Source organism: Flavihumibacter sp. ZG627, assembly GCF_000814325.1.
Classification (GTDB): domain Bacteria; phylum Bacteroidota; class Bacteroidia; order Chitinophagales; family Chitinophagaceae; genus Flavihumibacter.
Map to the genome: position 1 here is coordinate 310,015 of NZ_JPHF01000001.1, position 22,811 is coordinate 332,825.

Annotated in this window: 17 protein-coding genes; 11 read left to right on the forward strand and 6 right to left on the reverse strand. The window is 49.0% G+C overall.

Annotated elements, in window-relative coordinates; all coding sequences use genetic code 11:
* Positions 1-23: 23 nt before the first annotated feature.
* The 3 genes from HY58_RS01355 to HY58_RS01365 all read right to left on the reverse strand — a co-directional run bounded on the left by HY58_RS01355 (position 24) and on the right by HY58_RS01365 (position 3,055).
* Positions 24-1,190 carry a metallophosphoesterase gene (locus HY58_RS01355; protein ID WP_253271478.1) on the reverse strand — a complete coding sequence of 389 codons (1,167 nt, stop codon included), beginning with the start codon at positions 1,188-1,190 and terminating at the stop codon, positions 24-26.
* A 144-nt stretch (positions 1,191-1,334) separates the two neighbouring features.
* A complete protein-coding gene (locus HY58_RS01360; protein ID WP_039126599.1) occupies positions 1,335-2,609 on the reverse strand; it encodes a Y-family DNA polymerase in 1,275 nt (424 codons plus the stop codon).
* Positions 2,610-2,620: 11 nt separating this feature from the next.
* Positions 2,621-3,055 (reverse strand): LexA family transcriptional regulator, encoded by a 435-nt coding sequence (locus HY58_RS01365; RefSeq protein WP_039126603.1) that lies wholly within the window; start codon positions 3,053-3,055, stop codon positions 2,621-2,623.
* 80 nt (positions 3,056-3,135) lie between these two features.
* Here HY58_RS01365 and HY58_RS01370 point away from each other — a divergent pair, with 80 nt between their 5' ends.
* The 5 genes from HY58_RS01370 (at position 3,136) to HY58_RS01390 (ending at position 8,124) form a co-directional block, all read left to right on the forward strand.
* Positions 3,136-3,756 (forward strand): hypothetical protein, encoded by a 621-nt coding sequence (locus HY58_RS01370; protein WP_039126606.1) that lies wholly within the window; start codon positions 3,136-3,138, stop codon positions 3,754-3,756.
* Positions 3,757-3,766: 10 nt separating this feature from the next.
* The gene (locus tag HY58_RS01375) at positions 3,767-4,426 is read left to right on the forward strand and encodes a hypothetical protein (RefSeq protein WP_052323740.1); all 660 of its coding nucleotides are present in this window, start codon (positions 3,767-3,769) and stop codon (positions 4,424-4,426) included.
* Positions 4,427-4,499: 73 nt separating this feature from the next.
* Positions 4,500-5,540, forward strand: coding sequence for a PA0069 family radical SAM protein (locus tag HY58_RS01380; RefSeq protein WP_039126610.1), 1,041 nt, complete (start codon positions 4,500-4,502; stop codon positions 5,538-5,540).
* Between the two features lie 38 nt (positions 5,541-5,578).
* On the forward strand, positions 5,579-6,724 hold the full coding sequence (locus tag HY58_RS01385; RefSeq protein WP_039126613.1) for an aromatic ring-hydroxylating dioxygenase subunit alpha: 1,146 nt from the start codon (positions 5,579-5,581) through the stop codon (positions 6,722-6,724).
* A complete protein-coding gene (locus HY58_RS01390; protein ID WP_039126616.1) occupies positions 6,721-8,124 on the forward strand; it encodes an APC family permease in 1,404 nt (467 codons plus the stop codon). The genes HY58_RS01385 and HY58_RS01390 overlap by 4 nt, the downstream gene beginning before the upstream one ends.
* Before the next feature lie 46 nt (positions 8,125-8,170).
* Here the strand turns inward: HY58_RS01390 and HY58_RS01395 are convergent, their stop codons facing one another.
* Positions 8,171-10,981: a TonB-dependent receptor gene (locus tag HY58_RS01395; RefSeq protein ID WP_039126619.1), complete on the reverse strand. Its 2,811-nt coding sequence runs from the start codon at positions 10,979-10,981 to the stop codon at positions 8,171-8,173.
* An 86-nt stretch (positions 10,982-11,067) separates the two neighbouring features.
* Between HY58_RS01395 and HY58_RS01400 the strand changes: the two genes are divergently transcribed.
* The 6 genes from HY58_RS01400 (at position 11,068) to HY58_RS01425 (ending at position 20,389) form a co-directional block, all read left to right on the forward strand.
* A complete protein-coding gene (locus HY58_RS01400) occupies positions 11,068-12,618 on the forward strand; it encodes a phosphotransferase (RefSeq protein ID WP_039126622.1) in 1,551 nt (516 codons plus the stop codon).
* A gap of 86 nt (positions 12,619-12,704) precedes the next feature.
* Positions 12,705-13,439: a sugar phosphate nucleotidyltransferase gene (locus tag HY58_RS01405; RefSeq protein ID WP_253271479.1), complete on the forward strand. Its 735-nt coding sequence runs from the start codon at positions 12,705-12,707 to the stop codon at positions 13,437-13,439.
* A gap of 106 nt (positions 13,440-13,545) precedes the next feature.
* Positions 13,546-16,338: a DUF1553 domain-containing protein gene (locus HY58_RS01410; protein ID WP_039126629.1), complete on the forward strand. Its 2,793-nt coding sequence runs from the start codon at positions 13,546-13,548 to the stop codon at positions 16,336-16,338.
* A gap of 117 nt (positions 16,339-16,455) precedes the next feature.
* On the forward strand, positions 16,456-17,979 hold the full coding sequence (locus HY58_RS01415) for a DUF1501 domain-containing protein (protein WP_039126632.1): 1,524 nt from the start codon (positions 16,456-16,458) through the stop codon (positions 17,977-17,979).
* 96 nt (positions 17,980-18,075) lie between these two features.
* Positions 18,076-18,987 (forward strand): sugar phosphate isomerase/epimerase, encoded by a 912-nt coding sequence (locus HY58_RS01420; protein ID WP_039126635.1) that lies wholly within the window; start codon positions 18,076-18,078, stop codon positions 18,985-18,987.
* Between the two features lies 1 nt (position 18,988).
* Positions 18,989-20,389, forward strand: a complete 1,401-nt coding sequence (locus tag HY58_RS01425; RefSeq protein WP_039126640.1) for a c-type cytochrome domain-containing protein — start codon at positions 18,989-18,991, stop codon at positions 20,387-20,389.
* 11 nt (positions 20,390-20,400) lie between these two features.
* Here HY58_RS01425 and HY58_RS01430 read toward each other — a convergent pair whose 3' ends face one another.
* Together HY58_RS01430 and HY58_RS01435 are read right to left on the reverse strand one after the other, a co-directional pair.
* Complete coding sequence (locus HY58_RS01430; protein ID WP_039126643.1) at positions 20,401-21,342, reverse strand: hypothetical protein; 942 nt, start codon at positions 21,340-21,342, stop codon at positions 20,401-20,403.
* Between the two features lie 3 nt (positions 21,343-21,345).
* A complete protein-coding gene (locus tag HY58_RS01435; protein ID WP_039126646.1) occupies positions 21,346-22,800 on the reverse strand; it encodes an MBOAT family protein in 1,455 nt (484 codons plus the stop codon).
* Positions 22,801-22,811 lie beyond the last annotated feature (11 nt).

Below are 22,811 nucleotides of genomic sequence, written 5' to 3' on the forward strand. Positions count from 1 at the left end.
CCTCTTACCTCTCACCTCTTACCTCAATTCTTACCTCTTACCTCTTCCCTCTTACCTGTTAGGCTGTTTTTCCTCGACAGCTCCACCAAATGAATTTTCTCCGCCACAATCCGCGTAGGTTTTCCCTCCACCTTACTCCATTTCACCAGGCGCATGTATCCATCTGAGATCTCGATGCCCGTGATATTTCCATCTGCATAACAACAACATCCCGAATTGAAATAGCTGGCCTTCATTTTCCGGAATGAGTGGCTTAGATGATCATATTCCCTGCTTCTTCTTGGGATCTCATTAAGGATCTTTTTGATAAGTGCCTCGTCTTTTTTTTCCTGTGCGTCTTCTAGTTCCAGGTAAAGTCTTTCCAGATGCGTGAGTGAATTAAATACCGGCTGGTGTGTATGACCCGTGATCAGAATAACATTTTCCTGGGAAGCACTCCATTCATACATATAGAGGTTGTGCAGGTTTTTAAGCGTGGTATTTCCGGAGGGCATATTGATCCTGATCTCCAGGAAACTTTGAATGGGCCCCCATATATAACTAACGAACCATTTACTGAATGCATTACCATCACTCTGTGCATCACCCTGGTGACCATGGGTGCAGAAAATATCGATATAGCCATAAGGGAGTTCTGCTCTCAATACCGCGCCTGCAGATGCTTTCAGGGCTTTCCCATAAATCGATTTCAATACCATGGGAGCAAGCGGATCATTGTCCCAGTAAAGATCATGGTTGCCGAAAATTTTGACAAAAGCATTCCGGTCGGCGAATTTTTTTTCCAGCGCAAAATTATCCTTGTTATAATTGATCACATTGGGTAACAGGTTTTCCCAAAGCTCTTCACTATCACCCAGGTTGATATAGTAATAACCATTGTTGTCGTAATGTGTAAGAGCCGCGAGATAATTGTCTTCACAAATGGCAAAGTCATCCGCGCCATCGCGGGTTCCTTTATGTAGATCACTGAAAATAATGACAGGTTGTTCATCGGGACGAAAAGGGACCAGGGTGCCTTTCTTCCCAGGTTCGGTTATGATTGACCGGTAGAGCTCACTAAGCGCCTCATTCACCTTGTCCTGCCTGGGAGCAGATGAAAACCTGTCGGCCAGCCATATCACAAGCCTCCGGAACAGGAACTGCAGCACAAATCTCAGTCCCTCTAATATGAACAAAAATATTCTTCGCATGGTCGATACGGTTAGAACGAACTATATATCGCTGGAAAGTTACCGACTATTGGCGGAAAGGTGTCTGACACATGTTAAGGGAACGTTCGAACATATGTTCGAACATGTTGCGAACATGTGTCAGACGCCCTTCCGCCAGGCCCATTACCCCACCTCAAACAACTCATCCCAGCGGGTAGTGTACCTCGGACTCCGCATCTCCTGCCGCATTTTCCAGGGTCTATCAATTCCCGAAGCCGCAAATTTCACCATATCATTACGCTGACTGAAATTGATATTGTCCAGCGCCTGCATCAGCATTTTCCCCTTATTGCCAATATCCCCCGAGAACAGGTTCCCCTGTATCGCTTCATCAGGCACCAATCCCCCCAACAACACACCGGCCTTAAGATAGCGCTCCCCCTTTTTAAAGAGTGCCTCCGCCAGCGGAAGCGTACACGCGATCAGGTCATTGGTAGAACTGCTCGCCGGGGCCAGCACAGCACTGCTGCTAAACTTCCGGGGATTATAACTGAATTTCTCCCCTGAGGCCGCCACCACATAAACTTCCACCCAGGCCGCCGCATGTTGCTGCCTCCGCAGTTTTTCGGCTGCCCTCGCCGTATAGGTTGCTACGGCCTCTCGGATGGCCGCAAGATCTTCCACCGGCCTTCCAAACATGCGCGAAGTGCCGATCATTTTTTTATTCTCCAAAGGATCTTTCATTTGTATACATGGTTCTCCATTAAGTTCTCGGATCAGTCTTTGTCCCACCACCCCACCAAGGTTTTTTCTCGCCCATTCCAGCGGCATCAAACTCAGCTTCCAGGCATTGCTGATTCCCCACTGCCGAAGCTTTTCCGCATACTGGTAACCCACTCCCCATATATCACCCACTTCAGTACTTTCCAGTGCGCCACGGATCTCGTCCGGATCTTCCAGCACCATCACGCATCCCGATCCCTGTTTATCTTTCTTCGCCAGACGGTTGGCAACCTTACAAAGAACCTTCGTTTGCGCCACACCGATAGATACCCTGATCCCCGTCCATTGCTCCACCATCTCCTTTAATTGAAACGCTTGCTGGCGAAAGCTTTCACCGTTTCCCTCACCGAGTTGAAGAAAGGCTTCGTCCACCGAATATACCTCCACATTTTCCGCTCCAACCTGCATCCTTAAAGTATCCATAACGCGCATGCTGAGGTCACCATATAAATTATAGTTGGAGGAAAACACAGCCACCGATCCTGCTTTCATCGCATCCCGCTGCTGAAAAAAAGGAGCGCCCATAGGGATGCCCAGCGTTTTGGCCTCATCACTCCGCGCAATCACACATCCATCATTGTTGCTCAGCACCACAACAGGCGAATTCTCCAGCGAAGGCCTGAACAGTCGCTCGCAGGAACAATAGAAGGAATTGCAATCAAGTATAGCCAGCATAGGGTAATTTTTTAAAGGGAATGCACCACATATGTGACCACTCCCCAGATGCTGAAACTTTCCGATCCGGCATCAATATCTATGGCTGCCAGCCTATCCGTTTCAGGAACCAGCCGCATCTTGTTGAAGGTTTTTTCAAAACGGCGGATCAGCATCTCTCCATTTAATACGGCAATCACCACCTTTCCATTCTGTGGTTTCACCGACCTGTCCACAATCACCAGGTCGCCATCATGAATGCCCGCGCCGATCATCGCATCCCCGCGTACCCGCAGGAAAAATGTAGCCGGCTTGTTACGCACCAACTGCTCATTCAGGTCAATACCCTTTTCTGAATAATCATCGGCCCCGGCGCCGAAACCCGTCGCATTGGCATTGCGGACCTGGTGCTGGTCAAAGGTTTTGGTGCCCTGGTAGGAGGCCGTAAAAATGTTGTCGAAATCCATAGAAAATAAATTTTTCAATACTAAAATGTTTAGTAAATTTATGCTAAATAAGTTGGTTGAACAGATTTTATTTTAAGAAAATGACAGAAATATTAACCTCCCGCCGGGTTTATGAAGACAGGTCCATGGCCGATTACAGGCTTCAGGTGATAGCTCCTGAGGCTGTTCGGGAAAAAATAGTCGAAGAGACCAATTATGCCCGAAATGTATTTGGGGAGGAGGCTTTCGCTGGAGGGGAAGATTGCCTGGTACTGGCTTCTTTTAAGGCAAGGGAAGAGATGGAAGATACCCTTCTCCGATGGCTCCACCGGATCATCGGTCAGCAGGAGGGCTTTGGCATACTCCTTAATAATTATGGTAGTCTGCCTGGCGCCCCCTTGTACCTGAGGATCCAGGATCCAACACCTTTTCACCAGTTGGTCGAATCCCTCAGGGTGATCGACGCACTGATGAAAGGCAATCAATGCTCCTCCCTTCAATTATACAGGACGCCCCGTCTCATGCTGATGCGATCCATGAAAGAAGAGCGGGAACTGGAAATGTTGCTCGATTTCTCCGCCAGAACATTCCGCGCTGAGATGGAGGTGGAAGAACTGCAACTTGTAAGGCAGGATAGTGATGGCAGTATAAGACTGGTCAGCCGGCTTGCATTAATGCCAAGGGGATTAAAGAGAAAAGAAACAAATAACGATAACGATTAAATGATTCAACATGCAAACTGCAACAAGAACATATGAGCATGGCGTTAATGGTGCCGCACCGTACAATGGATTATTCAGCATGCCCGGTTACCAGGTTTATGAATACCAGTTGGTGCTGGCTATTCCTGATACTATTAAGGACAGGATCCGCAAATTGCGCCAACAGTTTTCTGAACAATACAATCTTCCTGTCCCGCGTAACAGTGCAGTGATGATCCCACTGGTAAAATTTCGTCAGCGGCAGTTACTGGAAGAGAAAATGAGATCTTCCCTTCACCAACTGGTAATGGGATGGCGTCCCTTTACGGTGAACATGAAAGATTATAAAAGTATGCCTACCCACAGCATCTATATTCCCGTTACCAGTAAGTCGGCCTTGCAACAATGTGGTCGAGAATTGAAATCAATGCAACACCTGCTCCGGCCCGATACCAGTCACAATCCTTTTTTCCCACTGGAACAACAGTTGATCATTGCTGCCAAATTGCCTCCGGGTATTTATGAGAAAGCATGGCAGCAATATGCATATCGCCATTTCAATGCTCAATTCATGGTAGATGCCTGTCTGTTGCTGAAAAGAAAATCAGGTGAACAGCACTGGCAAATTTTGCAGCGAATGGAATTAAAAGACATGCCGGTAGGGGTGAAGCAGGGGATGTTGTTTGCGTAGAAAAAAGGCAATAGGCAAAAGTGAATAGGCAGTTGGCAACTTTCACCAGCGTGTGAGGAATAAAATATTATATATGAAGGGAAGAGGTGCGCAAATAAATACTGCCAACCGTTTTGATAAGCATTCGGCAAGCAGGGAACATATCGAATCAGTTGATGACTGGAGTGAAGCTGATCCTGTTACAAAATATATTGAACAGGAAGGGAAGGCGCTGGTCAATAAGGTTGATTCGCCAGATGTAAATATGTTCTACAGCATGAATCCCTACCAGGGTTGTGAACATGGTTGCATTTACTGTTATGCCCGTAATTCGCATGAGTATTGGGGTTATAGTGCAGGAGTGGATTTTGAACGCAATATCATTGTCAAGAAAAATGCTCCGGAGTTATTGAGGAAATTCCTGATGCGAGCATCCTGGGAATGCAAGCCCATCTCCATCAGTGGTAATACTGACTGCTACCAGCCGGCTGAAAAAAAATACCGTATCACCAGGCGCCTCCTGGAAGTGTGTAATGAGTTCAACCAGCCCATCGGTATAATAACAAAGAACGCCGGTGTATTGCGCGATAAAGACATCCTATCTTCCATGGGTAAACGAAACCTCGCATCTGTCATCGTTTCGATTACCAGTATGGATGAATCCCTCCGGCGGGCAATGGAGCCAAGAACCACAACTGCCCAACAGCGCCTTCGTGTTATAAGAGAACTCAGTGATGCGGGTGTTCGCACAGGTGTTATGCTTGGACCAATGATACCTGGTTTGAATGATCATGAACTCCCCGCAATACTGGAAGCCGCCGCTGAAGCTGGTGCAAAGTTTTCCGGATATACTTTCGTGCGACTCAACGGTGCCGTGAAACTGATCTTCCATAACTGGCTCTATACAACATTTCCTGATCGTGCCGATAAGGTCTGGCATAGTATAGAAGACGGTCATGGTGGAAAGGTGAACGACAGCCGCTTCGGTACCCGCATGCGGGGCGAAGGAAAAGCAGCGGAAATGGTGCGCCAGCAATTTAAAACCTTCAGTAAACTCTACGGACTCAACCAGGATCGCTGGGAATTGGATACGGACTCCTTTCGTAAACCCGGGCAGCAACTGAGCATCTTTTGATATTTTCCCGTAATTTCTACGGGTAAAGCATCAAACGCATGCCCCAATTTTCAGTAGACCCCGATATCGCTAAGGCTAAAACTATTTCTAAGGATTTTTATATTAACCAACGGCATTTTGATGATGCAAGGGAACTGATCTTTGCGCCCACCTGGCAATTTATCGGCACCACCGACCTGGTAAAAGAGCCCGGTGATTGTTACCCTTTTACCTTATTGGATGGCTATCTCAATGAACCACTCTTATTGACCCGCGATAAGAATGGTCAGTTGCATTGCCTCTCTAATGTTTGTACCCACCGCGGAAACCTGATGGTATATGAGCCCTGCCGCAATAACCAGCTGCGCTGCAAATACCATGGTCGGCTTTTTGACCTCGACGGACAATTCCGCTCCATGCCCGAATTCAGGGAAGTCGAGAATTTTCCTACGGAAGAGGATAACCTCAAAAAACTTCCTCTTTTCCAATGGGGTAAACTGCTTTTCACGTCGCTGCAAGGTGCGCGCAAGGCAGGTACCGAATCCATCGATGAAAATAATCCTACACCTACTGCCATACCTGAAGCCATACCTGCAGAAACGATGTTCAGCGAAATGATCAACCGGGTGGGATGGCTGCCTATGGATAAGATACAGTATCGTCCCGATCTTTCCAGCGATTACCTGGTCAAAGCAAATTGGGCACTCTATTGTGAAAACTATCTCGAAGGTTTTCATATTCCTTTCGTGCATGCCACACTCAATGCCGTGCTCGACTTCGGAGAATATACCACCGAAGTCTATAAATATTCAAACCTCCAACTGGGCATCGGCAAGAAAGGTGATAGCTGTTTTGACCTGCCCGCTAATTCACCCGATTTCGGAAAACAGGTGTCTGCATATTATTTCTGGGTCTTTCCCAACATGATGTTCAATTTTTATCCATGGGGATTATCATTCAACCTGGTGCAACCCCTAAGCGCTGATACTTGCAAAGTTTTATTTCTGAGTTACGTGTATGATGAAAGCAAATTGGGAACCGGCGCAGGCAGCGGACTCGATACGGTTGAACACGAAGACGAAGAAGTAGTGCAGATGGTACAGAAAGGTATCCGTTCCCGCTTTTATGAACATGGCCGCTACAGCGTAAAACACGAAAAAGGAACACATCATTTTCATTCGCTCATCGCATCATTCATGAGATGAGCAAACTCCTCCGCACCATAAATTCCAGAACGGCAATTGCCCTCGTGGTGGGAACCGTAATTGGTTCAGGCGTTTTCATGAAGCCATCCCTCATGCTTGGACAACTGGGTTCTCCCTGGTTGCTTTTATCCGTTTGGGTGGTGGCTGGATTGGTTACTATTTTCGGTGCGCTCAGTAATGCCGAAGTGGCTTCCTTATATCCTGAAACTGGTGGCCCCTTTATCTTCTTCCAGAAAATGTATGGCAAAACATTTGCCTTTCTCTATGGCTGGGCAGCCTTCGCGGTCATCAATACTGCTGGCAATGCTTCCATCGCCTATATCTGTGCTGAATACACAAATTATTTCATTGCTCTCCCACGCTTCGATGCCATAACGGAGAAGGCTATCCGCTTCTATATTCCCTTTATCGGCTACGTGTTCCCACTCGCCAATGCAGGCGTTAAGGCACTCACCATACTGCTGATCCTGATTTTAACCGCTATAAATTATCGCACTGTTCACGGGGGTGGCGCCTTGCAACGGTTCTTAACTGCTCTAAAGGCTTTGGCGATTCTGCTTTTGATAGGCGGCATCTTCACCAGCGGCAAGGGATCTTTTACCCACCTGGCTCAATTGGTAGATCGGAATTTTGAAATGAGTTATATCGGTGCCTATATGGCTGCCTTATCGGGAGCATTCTGGGCCTATGATGGCTGGAATAATATCAATACCGTGGCGGGTGAAATAAAGGATCCCCAACGCAATATTCCGAAGAGCCTGCTGCTTGGCTTGGGTGCCTGCATGGTCATTTACCTGCTGCTCAACCTCGCCTATATTTATGTATTACCCGCGGAGCAAATGAAGCAGTCTTCTTTCGTTGCCTCCGATACGGCCGAAATGGTATGGGGCGCAATAGGCGGAAGCCTCATAACGCTGATGGTTATCTTCTCCACCTTCGGGTCCCTGAATGCGAACATCTTTGCTACGGCCCGACTCACCTTTTCTCTCGGCGAAGAAAGTAAATGGTTCTCCCACGCAGCGAAGGTTCAGCCCGATTACAAAACTCCCGGCAATGCCCTCTGGCTGAACGCCATCTGGGCCTCAGCCATGGTGATCTCCGGCTCCTTCGATATGCTCACCGATATGCTCATCTTTGTATCCTGGTTTTTCTATGGCATGGGCGGACTCGGACTCTTCATCCTGCGCTGGAAAAAGCCCGATCTCCCCCGCGTTTACAAAGTGCCCGGCTATCCCATCATCCCCGCGATTTTTGTTCTCTTCACCGCCCTATACCTTGTCACCACACTCTACACCGATATTGCCAACTACCGCGCAGGGAACGTCCCCATCATCAACTCCCTGCTCGGCGTCCTCATCACCCTGGTCGGCCTCCCCGTTTACTGGCTCAGCAGGAGATAACCCACAACCCATCTGACGCCTGTCAGGACAGGCGTCAGATGGGTTGTTAAAACTTAAAGCCCAACCGCACAAATCCCCTGCGTCCATTAGCGCCCATCTGCACAGCATCCCAGGGACCGCCGGTTTCATTGTTGAATGCCCACCATTTTGCTCCCGGAGCAAAACTCATATCGGGATGGGTGTTGAAAATATTGTCCACGCCCCAGTAGAGCCCGAAATTCTTGCTGAGCTGGTAACTCATATAAATGTCGGCAACAGCTTTCCCGCTATACACATACTGATCGCGCACCGGGCGGCCATCATCGTCGGCCGGAACATATGCATAGAGATCACCACGATTGAAAGGGGGATTGAAATCTTCTGCCGTCCCATCCCCATATCCCAGCAAAGTCTGCTTACCGAAATAAGTGATGCGACTACCAATACCGAACTTCGCCCAGTTATGTTCCAACACCAGCCCGAACTTACTGTTAGGCGCAGAAGCTAAAATGAACGCCTGCTCACGATCGGTAAGAAAAGTTGCACGCAGTTCAGGTGTTCCGCTGAGTTTGCCGGGAACATTCACCTGGTCAATGGTCATATCCTGAATATTTCCCGTCAGCAAGGCCTTTATACTCCTCGATCCAAAACTCTTATTATATTCCAGCACCACATCAATGCCTTTGTTGGTAGTATTCACCGCGTTCGCAAAGAACTGCGCCAGCGCAACATCCAGGCGGATCATCTCTGCCCGAAGGGCCGGGTCAATGCCTTCATCATCAGCACTGAATTGTCCGCTGAGCACCACCCTGTCTTTTACCTGAACCCAATAGCCATCAATAGTGAGCGATAATGCAGATCCCAGTTTCGCGGTAAATCCAAGTGAGGCATTCAGCGAATTCTCTTCCTTCAACTCCGGAATACCCGCAGCACGCGTCACCTCCGAATAGTTGGGAGCGATCTTCACTTCCTTGATCTCGGTTCCCTGCACCGTGGTGAAGGTGGAAGAGAAGTTCATCTGTTGCAATGATGGCGCGCGGAATCCCGTGCTGAAAGAACCCCTGATATTCACGGCCGGACTCACCTTATACCTCGATGCCAGTTTGAAATTTATGGTCTCGCCAAAATCGCTGTAGTTCTCAAAACGGGCGGCCAAGCCTACCAGCCATTTGGTGCTGATATCGAATTCTGCATCCGCAAAAACACCTACTACCGATCTTGTCGCATTCACCTCATCCGCAGGCTGGTAGCCCGGAAAACCCTGCGCACCGCCCGCCTTTTCACCCGTAGGATCGTAGTTGCGATAGGATGCTTCCTCCCCGGCAAATATCTTATAGCGCTCGCGACGATATTCCGCTCCAAAAGAGAGGTTCATGCCCGCCGCCACATCGTTAAAGGCACGCGTGAAATCAAGATTGGCAGTATTCTGACGGAAATTAAATCCGCCATCATCAAACTTCGTTTGTCCCGCACCGAGAGAAGCATTAAAAGTGCGGTCGCCATAGAAATGAAAATCATTCATACCGAAACTATTACTCAAATCCCAGTTCCAGGAACCCGCCATCCCACGTAATCCCGCAGCAACACTGGCATCCTTGATCTTCGTTTGTATATGAGGGTTAAAATAGGTTTCACCATCGGATGTTTCCTTCATGATGCCATCCACAAAAATCATATCCCCATTTTCGTCGGTAGGAAAACGATCGGGCCGGGCCGACCAGTTCCTGGTAAACGCATAGGCATCGGAAGCCTTGGCATTATAGCCACCCAAACTGTAGAAAGTTGCATTGCCCAGGGCCTTGGGTACTTCCGCATTGTAAAAAATTCCGCCCCCCAGCATCGAGCCATCCCCATGCGCGCGGCGATAAATATTGGTGGGAAGCCAGTCCTTGGCGAACTCTTCGGTAACCAGTGTTTGACGGAATGTTTTCCCGGTGGCCAGAAAGTTGCCGGTAAAATTGATAAAGCCATTATCCTTCAGCGCAACACCATAATTAAGATTGGCATTAAAAGCATTACCGTCGATCTTTCCCTTATAAACATATTGTCCGAGATCGGGTTTCTGCGCGGGATTGAATTCATCATCATAGTAGGCCGACCAGCCTGCATTACCCGTCAGCTCGCCGGTAGATTTTTTCAGCACCAGGTTGATTACACCGGCAATGGCATCGGAACCATACTGAGCAGAGGCGCCGTCCCGCAATATCTCCACGCGTTCAATAGCATTGATGGGAAAAGCACTGAGATCGGTCCCTGAGTTACCCCTGCCGCGGGCGCCAAATACTGCAACAAAAGCAGTCTGGTGGCGGCGCTTACCGTTCACCAGAACCAGTGTCTGGTCCGGACCGAGACCCCGCAATGTTGCCAGGTCAATATGGTCGGCACCATCGCTACCGCTCTGTTTGTTATAGTTGAAGGAGGGCGCCGAATAATTAATGATGGAAGTCAGGTCCATTCTCGCCGTAGGCAACGATACTTGTCCAACATTCACCACATCCACCGGCACCGGTGTTTCGATCTTCACTCTGCCAGCGCGCCGGGTGCCTACCAGCACTACGCCGCTGAGGTCGGTAATGGTTGGTTCCAGCGAAATACTCAGGGATGTTTCATTACCCACGGTCACCGTCAGCGGAGCGTAGCCGATCATCGTGATATCCAGCACATCTTTGGGGGATGCCGTTACGCTGAACTGGCCGGCCTCGTTGGTGGAAGTCCCTGCCCTGGTGGCCCGCACTTTCACCGACACGCCGGGCAACGGGGCACCCGATTTGCTATCGGTAATTGTACCGCTAATGACGGTTTGGGAAAAAACGGGGAAGCTGAGCAGGCATAATAATGCCATGAAGCTGTTATACAGCAGTAGTCTGGTTGGTTTCATGCAGTTGGGTGGTTTTAGTGAATTTACAGAAAATCAGGTAAAAGCCATTAAGGGGCCGCCTTTCCCTTATATTTGACGCCACTTATATGGAAAGAATAATTGAACATGTAGCAGCGCTCTGGCGAAATTATACCGGTACCGAGGCCGCGGAGATCACCAAGTTACCGCAGAGCGGTAGTGATCGCCTGTATTTCAGGATCCACGCACGCGCGGCTAATGCCAGCGCCACAGGCAACGGAATCACCGCGACCCCACCCGCAATAGTAACCGACCCCGGTCCCGCCTATAACGGCATCTCCTCCTGCAAGCATTCCTGCATTGCAACCTATAATAACAACCTGCGCGAAAACCAGACCTTTCTTTCCTTTACCGAATCGCTTCGTTCTGCCGGATGTCCCGTGGCCAATGTGGTAGCGGTTAACGATGCGGGTGATACTTACCTGCAGGAAGATTTTGGCGATACCTCCCTCCTCAACCTGCTGGAACAGCAGGGATATAGCGCCGAGGTATATGCGCTTTTCCAGGAGAGCCTTTCTAAACTGGCGCACCTGCAGGTTCGGGGAGGTGCGCAGATCAATTATGAAATGTGTCTTACCGCGCATGAATTCGGCAAGCAGGCCATACTAAGTGATCTCTTATACTTTAAATATTATTTTCTCGATACGCTGAAGTTTCCGTACGACAAGCAGGCTTTGCTCAACGATTTCGAAGCGCTGAGTACCTACCTCACGCATACGGAGAACAAGCATTTCATGTTCCGCGATTTCCAGAGCCGGAATATCATGGTTACCAATGATGGCCAGGTCCATTTCATCGATTACCAGGGAGGCATGCGGGGAGCATTGCAATATGATGTGGCTTCCCTGCTCTGGCAGGCGAGGGCCGAGCTTCCGGAAGATTGGAAGAACAGTCTGCTGGAATATTATATAGGGGAGGTGTCGCAGCATTTGCCGCATCCGCTGGATCCGGCACTTTTCACGGCGCAGTACAATGGGTATGTATTGATCAGGTTACTGCAGGTGTTGGGAGCTTATGGCTTCCGCGGATTTTTTCAGCGCAAGGCGCAGTTCCTTTCGAGTATTCCGCTGGCGCTGAAGAACCTGGCGGCTTTTACCGATAGCCGGCGTATGGGCATTGCCGTTCCCGAGTTCGACAAATGTCTGCAGTATTGCACCAGTGATGAGGTGATGGCAAAGTTTGAGCCGCTCCGCGCCGATGAGTCCACGCCGCTGGTGGTGCGGATCCATTCATTCTCTTATAAAAAAGGTATTCCTCCTGATCCAACTGAAAACGGGGGGGGATTTGTGTTCGATTGTCGGGGAATTCTTAATCCGGGAAGGATCGCCGAGTACAAAACTCAAACCGGCCGCGACAAAGCTGTTCGTGATTACCTGGAGCAGCGGACCGTGATGCCTGATTACCTCAATTCGGTTTTCGATCTCGTGGATATTACGGTCACCGATTATATTAAAAGGGGATTTGAGAGTCTGCAGGTGAATTTCGGTTGTACCGGCGGACAGCACCGTTCTGTTTATGCTGCCGAGGCGCTAGCGCGTCATCTGAAAAATAAGTTCGGTGTCCGAATCGAGTTGCGGCACCTGATGCAGGAAGAAAAAAATTGGATCAACACTGGTTAGGGTCCCCAAATCTTACCTCTTACCTCTAACCTCTTACCTTAAATCTTACCTCTTAAATCTTAAATCTTAAATCTTAAATGAAAGGGATGCTTTTTTCCGCCGGCCTCGGCACGCGTTTCAAACCCTGGACCGACAAGCATCCCAAGGCATTGGCGATGGTGAATGGAAAGAGTTTACTGCAGCGCAATATTGAATATTTCCAGCGATTTGGGATTACCGAGGTGGTGGTGAATGTGCATCATTTTGCTGACCAGGTGATAGAGGCGTTGGATCGTTCGGGGGGATGGGGGTCTAAGATCATTATCAGCGATGAGCGTGAAGAACTGCTGGAAACTGGCGGCGGACTTCTAAAGGCGCGACCGTTTTTGGAAAGCCCTGCCGCAAATTCCGAACTCTTTGTAACCATCAACGCCGATATCCTCACCGACCTTGATCTCAATAAACTGATCGCCTTTCATAAGGAGCAGGAAGCGCTCGTAAGTTTTGGCGTAACCGACCGGCTCACTTCCCGCAACTTTTTATTTGATGCGGAAAATCGTTTACGCGGCTGGGTTAATACAGCAACTGGTCAGTACCGCTGGCCTTCCGGTGCCGCACCCGCAAACATTTCCGCTCTTGTTCAAAAAGCTTATAGTTGCGTAGTCGTATTTGATCCGCGCATATTCGGACTCATGCGACATACAGGAAAATTCTCCATTGTTGATACGTACCTCGATCTCGCAAACGATCACCGTATCATGGGTTATGATCATAGTGGCGACCGTCTCGTGGATGTGGGCAAACCGGAAAGCGTTGCACTCGCAGAAGCTATGTTCCCCTGATATTTTCAATAGCTAGCAACCCCTGAATCCCGGAACCGCGGAACTCCGCAACCCACGAATTATCCATTAATTCAAATACCCTAACTTTAATCCGGGCCCAAACGATATGACGAAACTGCTCGCCAATAATAAAAAGTGGATGCTGCTTGCATTGCTCGCCATCCTCATCGCCAGTGCCGGCTTCATAAGCTTCGGCAGCAACAATGAAGTTGATTATAGCGCCGATGTAAAACCTATACTGAATAAGAAATGCATCTCCTGTCACGGCGGCGTGCAGGCAAAATCCGGATTCAGCCTTCTCTTCCGCGAAGACGCACTCGCGAAAACAGAATCGGGAAAACCCGCCATCGTTCCGGGTGATCCATCCGCCAGCGAGATGATCCGTCGCATCACCCACGACGACCCCGAAGAAAGAATGCCCTACCAGCACGAACCCCTTTCAAAAGAAGAGATCCGCATCCTCAAAAACTGGATCAAACAGGGCGCTAAATGGGGCGATCACTGGGCTTACCTGCCCGTGCAAAAACAAATTGTTCCGGAAGCGGCGGATTTGGAGATCGACGCATTCATTCGCGCCAAACTTGAAGAACAAGACCTCAAACCTTCCGCCCCGGCAGATAAACCAACCATCCTCCGGCGCGTGAGCCTCGACCTCATCGGCATATATCCCGAAGATCATATCAGCAAAAAATTCCTGCAAAGTGACGGCAGCCAGCAAGCCTACCAGGCACTCGTTGACAGCCTTCTCGCATCGCCCCGCTTCGGCGAAAGATGGGCATCCGTATGGCTTGACCTCGCCCGTTACGCCGACACAAAAGGTTATGAATCCGACGGCCATCGCGATATATGGCCATACCGCGACTGGGTGATCCGCGCCTTTAATAACGACATGCCTTACGACCAATTCCTTACCGAGCAAATGGCGGGCGACCTTCTTCCATCACCCACAAAAGATCAATATATCGCCACCGCCTTCCACCGCAACTCCATGACCAACGATGAAGGCGGAACCGATAACGAAGAATTCCGCATCGCCGCAGTAATGGATCGCGTCAACACAACCTGGGAAGCAACCATGGGAACCACCTTCAGCTGCGTGCAATGCCATAGCCATCCCTACGATCCCTTCCGCCATGATGAGTACTATAAATTTGTTGCCTATTTCAATAATACCCGCGATGAAGACGTGCCGGGAGAATATCCATGGCTAAGGCAACTGGAGACCAAACAGGAGGAGCAGCTGGAGAATATTTTAGCGTGGATAAGGGAAGGTGAAAAGGTCGCTGATGCAGCAGCAGTGGAAAGAATGCTCCGCTTCTACCAACCCGCCATCAACTCCACAACAGCAGAATGTATAAAGAACGCCGTCATTGGCGGTAACAACTATGCGCTTCTCGTACGCAATAACGCCATCGCAAAATTCAAAAGCGTTGACCTCAGCGACGCGGAAACCATGACCTGGCAGTTTTACTCCAATAAAAAAGGCGGCGTCCTCACCGTTAGGATCGATTCAGCCAACGGCCCCATTGTAGTAAGGGAAAAAGTGCCGGCTAATGAGAAATGGCAGTTTGCTGAGTTTGCGGTCGCGTTGGAGGCAGGAGAGATGGAGGGATGGAGAGATGGAAGGAAAACCGGTGCAGGCAAGAAACTCAGCGTGCACGATATCTTTGTCTCCTACGACAACCCGAGCCTACCCAAAACATTCAACGACGGAGCCGACTTCGCCATAGTCTTCAACTGGATTGCCTTCACCCCGGCATTCCCCGGAAAAGGCAGGGAAGGATATGAGTCCAACAAGAAACTCTACCGCGATCTGCTCACCGCCTATGTTCCCGGTACCCCAATACTGCTCGAGAACCCCGCTAACCTGCATCGCACCACCAACCTCTTCGAACGCGGAAACCGCATGACCCCCGGCAAGGAGGTTCAACCCGCAGTACCTAATTCCCTCCAGATCAAAGGACTCGAAAACCTGCCACCCAACCGCCTCGGCATGGCAAAATGGATGACCGACAAACGCCATCCCTTGGTATCTCGAACCATCGTGAACCGGCTCTGGGAGCAACTCTTCGGCAGCGGCATCGTGGAGACTCTTGAAGACATGGGAACCCAGGGTATAGCACCCACCCACCGCGAACTGCTCGACCACCTCTCCTGGAAACTCATGCACCAATACAACTGGAGCCTCAAAAGCTTGCTCAGAGAAATGGTTATGAGCGCCACCTACCGCCAGCAATCCCGCTTTGGGAAAGATGAGGGCGACCCCTTTAATAAATTCTATTCGCGCGGACCACGCACCCGACTAAGCGCAGAACAGATCCGCGACCAGCACCTCTTCGTGAGCGGCCTCATCGACACAACCATGTTCGGCAAAGGCGTAATGCCCTGGCAGCCCGACGGTATCTGGCTGAGTCCATATAACGGTGCCCGCTGGGAGAAAAGCAGCGGTGGCGACCAATACCGTCGCGCCATCTACACCTACTGGAAAAGAACATCGCCTTACCCGAGCCTGATAAGCTTCGACGCAGCACAGCGGGTGGTCTGCAATGCAAGGCGCATCCCCACAAACACCCCTCTGCAGGCCCTGGTGACGCTGAACGACAGCGCCTATGTAGATATGAGCCGCCATTTCGCCCGCCGAATGCAACAGTCCGGCGGCGGGACCCAGCAACAGATCGGCACCGGCTACCAATGGCTCACCTTCAAGCCCCTGCCAGCAGAGAAAGCAAAACTTATGATGGACCTATATGATAAATCACTCCGCACATTCCGCGCCGACCCGCAGGCCACCTGCGAAATGGTAGGGATCGACGACGAGTTCAATAACCCTGGCGCCGCCGCTCTGGTGGTGGTAGCCGGCGCCATGATGAACCTCGACGAAGTGATTATGAAAAACTGATCCAAAGGGGAGGGCCCCGCGCCCTGCGTCTGACATGCGTCAGACGGCTCCGAAGAGCGAAGATGGAAACCAACCCCGTCTGACGTGTGTCAGACGCATAAAAACGAAAAATTAATAATGACCCATAAACACGACCACGCCCAGCGCCTCCTCAAAGAGGCCGAAGCAGCCGAACTGCGAAACCATACCCGGCGGCATTTCCTCAAGGAAAGCGCCATGGGACTGGGATCCCTCGCCATCGGCTCCCTCCTCGGCGCCTGGGGATGCGGAAACGCCGCAAGTAAAACCAATCCCCTCTCGCAGGTAGCCTTCGACCCGGCACACCCGCTGCTGCCGAAGAGCCCTCCATTCCTGGGGAAAGCCCGCAGCGTCATCTATCTCCATATGGCCGGGGCTCCCTCGCAACTGGAGCTGTTCGACTTTAAACCCGAACTCGCAAAAATGGATGGACAGGATTGTCCCCCCAGCCTGCTGGCCGGCAAACAATTCGCTTTCATCCGCGGCGTCCCCAAAATGCTGGGTCCGCAGGCCAAATTTGCACAGCATGGCGAAAGCAGGGCATGGATCAGCGAACACCTGCCGCATTTTTCCACCGTAGCCGATGAGGTCAGCTTCCTCAAAGCCGTTACCACCGACCAGTTCAACCATGCCCCCGCGCAGTTGCTGATGCATACCGGCAGTCCGCGCCTCGGCCGCCCTTCCATGGGTAGCTGGGTCACCTACGGACTCGGAACGGAGAACCAGAACCTCCCCGGATTTGTAGTGCTCACCTCCGGCGGCAGCTTCCCCGATGCAGGAAAAAGCGTTTGGGGCAGTGGCTTCCTCCCCAGTGTTTACCAGGGCGTGCAGTGCCGCAGCGAAGGGGATCCCGTTCTCTTTATCAACGACCCCGCCGGCATGAACCGCGACCTCCGGAAAGCATCCATCGATGCTATCAACGCCGCCAACCTGCAGGAATACAACGAATACAATGACCCGGAGATCCTGAGCCGCATATCCCAGTACGAAATGGCTTATAGGATGCAGATCAGCGCCCCGGAAGTAATGAATATCAATAACGAACCCGACTATATCCACGAGATGTATGGCACGCAGCCGGGCAAGAGCTGCTTCGCCAATAATGCCCTGCTGGCACGGAAACTGGTGGAGAAAGGTGTTCGATATGTGCAACTGTTCGACTGGGGCTGGGATGCCCATGGCGATAATGCCGGCAATGCCCTCAACCTCGGTATCATCAACAAATACCGAAGTGTTGACAAGGCCATGACAGCCCTGCTGCTCGATCTCAAGCAACGCGGACTCCTCGAAGAAACCCTCGTGGTTTGGGGCGGCGAATTTGGTCGCACCCCCATGATGGAAAACCGGAACGGAGCCCAGAACCCTTTCAAAGGACGCGATCACCACACTGAGGCATTCACCATCTGGATGGCCGGTGGCGGAATCAAAAAAGGCTATACCCACGGCGAAACCGACGAGATCGGCTACAGTGCCGTCAGCGGAAAAGTGGAAGCCTACGATATCCAGGCCACCATCCTCCACCAGCTCGGCTTCAACCACGAAGAATTCACCTACCCCTTCCAGGGCCGCCCCTTCCGCTTAACGGACGTGGGTGGTAAGGTGATCTCCCAAGTGGTGTCTTGACACGTTTTTTGTGGACGAAGTCCACGAAAAACATGTCAGACACCTTGCCTCCATGTAAGATGTAAGAATTAAGATTTAAGAATTATAAGAAACCATATGAACCGACGCAACTTCCTAAAAAACACCACCCTCGCCACTGCCGGCGTCTGGACCGTTAAAGACAGTTTTCTAACCCCCAACCGCGCCGCCGCCAAATCCAAACTCATCATCCTCGCCACCAACTGGGGATTCACCGGAACCATGGACGCCTTCTGCGCCGCCGCAAAAAAAGAAGGCTATGATGGCATCGAAGTATGGTGGCCGGGCGAGGCAAAGCAGCAGCAGGAGATCGCCGAAGCCGTTCAGAAACATGGCCTCTCAGCCGGATTTTTATGCGGGGGATGGCAGACTAACGTGGAAGAACACCTGAAAACATTCACCGACAGCGTAGCAAGCTCAACCGAACATAAAGACATCAAACCGCTCTATGTCAATTGCCACGCCGGCCGCGATCATTTTAACTACAACAGCAATCGCCGCTTCATCGATTATGCACTGGAGCGCTCCGCAAAAACAGGTATTCCCATCTACCAGGAAACCCACCGCGGACGGATTCTTTTCGCCGCCAATATCGCCCGCGCCTATATGGAAAAACACCCTCAGATGGAACTGACCCTCGATATTTCACACTGGTGTAATGTGCATGAAAGCATGTTGGGCGACCAGGAAGAAACCATCTCCATGGCGCTGGATAAAAGTTCGCATGTGCATGCACGTGTGGGCCATCCCGAAGGTCCGCAGGTGAATGATCCCCGCGCCAAAGAATGGGTGCATGTGGTGGAACAACATTTCAAATGGTGGGACAAGATCGTGGAGCGCAGGAAAAAGGCCGGGCAAAACATTACCTTCCTCACCGAATTCGGTCCGCCAACCTATATGCCCGTGATGCCCCATACCCAGCAGCCCGTGGCCGACCAATGGGCCATCAACGTACACATGATGAACGAGATCCGTAAACGCTATCTATAATATGCTGGAATTCATTGGCCGTTTTCATCCGCTGCTGGTGCACCTGCCCATCGGGATCTTATTGCTTGCCTGTTTCTTTGATCTGCTGGCCATGCGTCCGGATTATGCACAGCTACGTTCTGTTGTTCCACTGATGTTATTGATCGGTTTTATCAGCGCCCTGCTTTCCAGTATCAGCGGTTTCCTGCTCTCGGGTGCAACAGATTATGATGAGGACCTCGTGCTCTACCATCAATGGCTTGGGATAGGCACCACCGTTATGGCTGGTATCCTCTTCAGCCTCCATAAAAAAGGAAGCAGCTCCTCCCGCTGGGGGACTATTTTATTGGTTTTGCTGATCACCATCACGGGGCATTTTGGCGGAACACTGACCCATGGTGAGGGCTATCTCACAGAGGGGTTGGGTGGAGCGGTTGAGACCGGTCCTGTGCTCGATTCAGTACCCAATATACAGCAGATGGCAGTCTATAACGGACTGGTACAGCCGATATTCGAAGCCCGCTGTGTAGGTTGTCATGGCGATTCAAAACAGAAAGGCGGGCTCCGCCTCGATGGGGAGGAATGGATCCTCGAAGGAGGAGAAGATGGCCCCATATTGCCCGACCCGAAAGACGGAGAAAACAGTGAGGGCGAAATGATAAAAAGATTGCTGCTTCCCCTGGAGGCGAAAAAGCATATGCCTCCCAAGGCAAAAAGTCAGCTTACGCAGGAAGAGATCTCGCTCCTGCATTGGTGGGTAAGGAGCGGTGCTCCCTTCAATAAAAAAGTAGGGGAGATGGAGCAGGATGGCAAGATGAAAACAGTTTTAAAAGCTTTAGCATCTGGAAAGTCTGCCGGTGGCCCCGAAGCCAGTGTTTCAGACCTGTTGCCATCTGAACCCGTGGCTCCGGCGCCAGCTACAGCGGTAGAACGTCTTCGCGATGCGGGCGTAATGGTACTGCCCCTTGCACAGAACAGCAATTACCTCTCGGTGAGTTTTCTTTCCGCACAGCGGACCGATGATTCTATCTTTCAAACCCTGGAAGAACTGAAGCCGCAATTGGTCTGGCTGAAACTCGATGATATGAAGCTAAGTCCTCAAACCATTAAAAGCCTCTCCACACTGGTGAATCTCCGCAAACTTTCGCTCAGCGGCAGTAGTATAACTGATGCGGACCTTAACGCGTTGCAGCAGCTAAAGCAGCTTCGCTCGCTCAATCTTTCAGCGACGGCCATTACGGTGGCGGGACTTCAATCCATAAAGGCTTTGACACATCTCCGCGAACTCTACCTTTACAAAACAACTATCAAAACCACCGATTGGCCTGCGCTGCAGCAGACTTTTCCAAAAGTAAATATAGATACAGGCAATTACCGCCTGCCCATGCTGCCGGGCGATACAAGTGAGGTGAAACTGAACTAGAAGACTAATCTTTATGGGGCTAAGAACTTATGTAGCATTTGATTATTCGCAAGGATTTTGTTCATTTCATCTATGCCTCTTCTGTTTAAATGATTTGAGTTGTAAAAGAATTGAATATTATTAATTATAGATTCCTGGTTTGTATCGATAAAAGGAATTCCACTTTCCTTGCACATCTGTCCCGTCTGGTTGAAAGCGGAAGAATCATAAATTACTTTATATACCGGGGTTTGAATACATAATAGTTTAATCCCTTTTGACTTACAAAACAGGTTTATCCCCGAAAGCTCAGCTTTTAAAGCAGGTATGTGAGCTGGTTTAAAATAGAATTTCATGTTTTCTTTGGACGGAGGCCAGTATAATGTGTCCCATTGCTCATTATGAAATGCAAATCCATACTTTTCATATGGGGTAGATCCTGGTTTCAATTTCAGGATATCCCATAATAAATTGTATCTGAAGACGGACAATAATGGTATATATTTCTCAGGCTGGGTGAATTGAAAATAGTCAACTATCTGTTTGTTTTCTTCTTTTGGCAAAAATGCATATCTGGCAAAAACATCCTTGTATAAAAAATTGGTGTTATTGTGTACTGATCCTTTATAAATAAATGGGTCGATATTTAATATAATAAACCTGGGAGGCTGGTTGTTTTGCAAGTAATGATTCAATCTTGTGGTTGCCATGGATAATTCAGAATGACCATCTACACCAATATTTGCACTTTTCAGATTAAATGTTGAATCAAAAAAAATCGGATCAAAATGAGCCCATGTTCTTGAACTTCCGAGAAATAATAAATCGGCATTTATATTTTTTGTAAGGTCTAAATTGTCGTGTCCTGTAAGCGTTTTTCCTTCAATTCGATAAGAAATAAGGCATTGAAGAATAACTACAATTAATATTATTCCAAGAACAAAAACGCTTACGTATTTCAGAAATAAACGCATTACTCAAAATTGAAAATATATGAACTGTTTTTCACTTGCAGAACTTGCATAAAAGATTGTTATAAAGAAGATGATATAATAAAATGCCCAACGGGCAACTTTTCTGTCAGGATGTTTAAATGCCTGGAGTGCATGTTGGTGTTCTCTTCCTACCCACTCAACAAGGAAAAAAAATATAGTTAGAATAAATAGCGGACCTGTTGAACCAATTTCTGGAAAATAAGGTAGCTGAAAGAGTGATGTAGATATAATTTCTGAAATAATACTAAATGCATGGCTTATGTTTTCAGCCCGGAAGAAAATCCAGGCAAAAACTGTAAGTGAAAAAGTCATTGCCATTTGAAAAAATTCCCGGGGCGATGGGAGGATTTTTCCCTGGGCAACTATATTCAAATTTGTCCTGTTTGTTTTCTTTAATATTGATGGGATAATGAACAATGCATTTAAAAATCCCCAACCAATAAAAGTCCAATTGGCCCCATGCCAAAAACCACTGACAATAAATATTATAAAAGTATTTCTTACACGCATCCAGTTTCCGCCCTTGCTTCCTCCTAAGGGTATATATAGATAATCCCTAAACCATGTAGATAAGCTGATATGCCAACGTCTCCAAAACTCTGCAATGTCACGGGAGAAGTATGGAAAAGCAAAATTTCGTAACAGGTCAAATCCAAAGAGACGTGCGGTTCCCAGGGCAATGTCGGAATAACCTGAAAAGTCACCGTAAATCTGGATGGTGAAAAATAAGGCCCCTAATAATAGCGTGCTTCCAGACAGGGATTCCGAATTGTTGAATATTTCATCCGCATAAATCGCGCAGTTATCGGCTATTACAATTTTCTTAAAAAGGCCCCATAAAATTTGTTTCAAGCCATCAACTGCAAGAGGATAGTTAAATACTCGTTCTTTTTTTATTTGAGGAAGCAAGTGTGTGGCTCTTTCAATGGGTCCAGCCACTAATAATGGGAAGAAACTTACAAAGAGAGAATAATCAATAAAATTTTTCTCTGGTTCTATTCTACCCTTATATATGTCTATTATATAAGATAACCCATGAAATGTGTAGAATGATATTCCAATCGGTAGGATGACGTTTAGAGTACTAGTGTTGAGTTTAATACCTGCCAGTACAAGTGCATCCGAAAGTGATTCAACGAAGAAGTTATAATATTTAAACAAGCCCAGGAATCCGAGGTTAATAATAATACTGAGCCATAACCAGAATTTTTTCTTTGATATTTCCTTTGATTGGTAAATTTTTATACCGGTATAGTAGTCCAGGAAAATGGAAAAGGTGAGTAAAAACAGAAATCTAAAATCCCATGCCCCATAGAAATATAAACTGGCGATTAACAGTATGGCATTTTGAATTTTAAGTCTTTCGCCGGTAACTCCCCAATAGAGAAGAAAAACGATCGGTAAAAATATAGCGAAATGTAAAGAATTGAATAACATTCAATGCGTGA

Coding starts and splice junctions, on each gene's coding strand:
- HY58_RS01355 (WP_253271478.1), bottom strand. CDS start 1,190: ATGCGAAGAATATTTTTGTTCATATTAGAGGGACTGAGATTTGTGCTG.
- HY58_RS01360 (WP_039126599.1), bottom strand. CDS start 2,609: ATGCTGGCTATACTTGATTGCAATTCCTTCTATTGTTCCTGCGAGCGA.
- HY58_RS01365 (WP_039126603.1), bottom strand. CDS start 3,055: ATGGATTTCGACAACATTTTTACGGCCTCCTACCAGGGCACCAAAACC.
- HY58_RS01370 (WP_039126606.1), top strand. CDS start 3,136: ATGACAGAAATATTAACCTCCCGCCGGGTTTATGAAGACAGGTCCATG.
- HY58_RS01375 (WP_052323740.1), top strand. CDS start 3,767: ATGCAAACTGCAACAAGAACATATGAGCATGGCGTTAATGGTGCCGCA.
- HY58_RS01380 (WP_039126610.1), top strand. CDS start 4,500: ATGAAGGGAAGAGGTGCGCAAATAAATACTGCCAACCGTTTTGATAAG.
- HY58_RS01385 (WP_039126613.1), top strand. CDS start 5,579: ATGCCCCAATTTTCAGTAGACCCCGATATCGCTAAGGCTAAAACTATT.
- HY58_RS01390 (WP_039126616.1), top strand. CDS start 6,721: ATGAGCAAACTCCTCCGCACCATAAATTCCAGAACGGCAATTGCCCTC.
- HY58_RS01395 (WP_039126619.1), bottom strand. CDS start 10,981: ATGAAACCAACCAGACTACTGCTGTATAACAGCTTCATGGCATTATTA.
- HY58_RS01400 (WP_039126622.1), top strand. CDS start 11,068: ATGGAAAGAATAATTGAACATGTAGCAGCGCTCTGGCGAAATTATACC.
- HY58_RS01405 (WP_253271479.1), top strand. CDS start 12,705: ATGCTTTTTTCCGCCGGCCTCGGCACGCGTTTCAAACCCTGGACCGAC.
- HY58_RS01410 (WP_039126629.1), top strand. CDS start 13,546: ATGACGAAACTGCTCGCCAATAATAAAAAGTGGATGCTGCTTGCATTG.
- HY58_RS01415 (WP_039126632.1), top strand. CDS start 16,456: ATGACCCATAAACACGACCACGCCCAGCGCCTCCTCAAAGAGGCCGAA.
- HY58_RS01420 (WP_039126635.1), top strand. CDS start 18,076: ATGAACCGACGCAACTTCCTAAAAAACACCACCCTCGCCACTGCCGGC.
- HY58_RS01425 (WP_039126640.1), top strand. CDS start 18,989: ATGCTGGAATTCATTGGCCGTTTTCATCCGCTGCTGGTGCACCTGCCC.
- HY58_RS01430 (WP_039126643.1), bottom strand. CDS start 21,342: ATGCGTTTATTTCTGAAATACGTAAGCGTTTTTGTTCTTGGAATAATA.
- HY58_RS01435 (WP_039126646.1), bottom strand. CDS start 22,800: ATGTTATTCAATTCTTTACATTTCGCTATATTTTTACCGATCGTTTTT.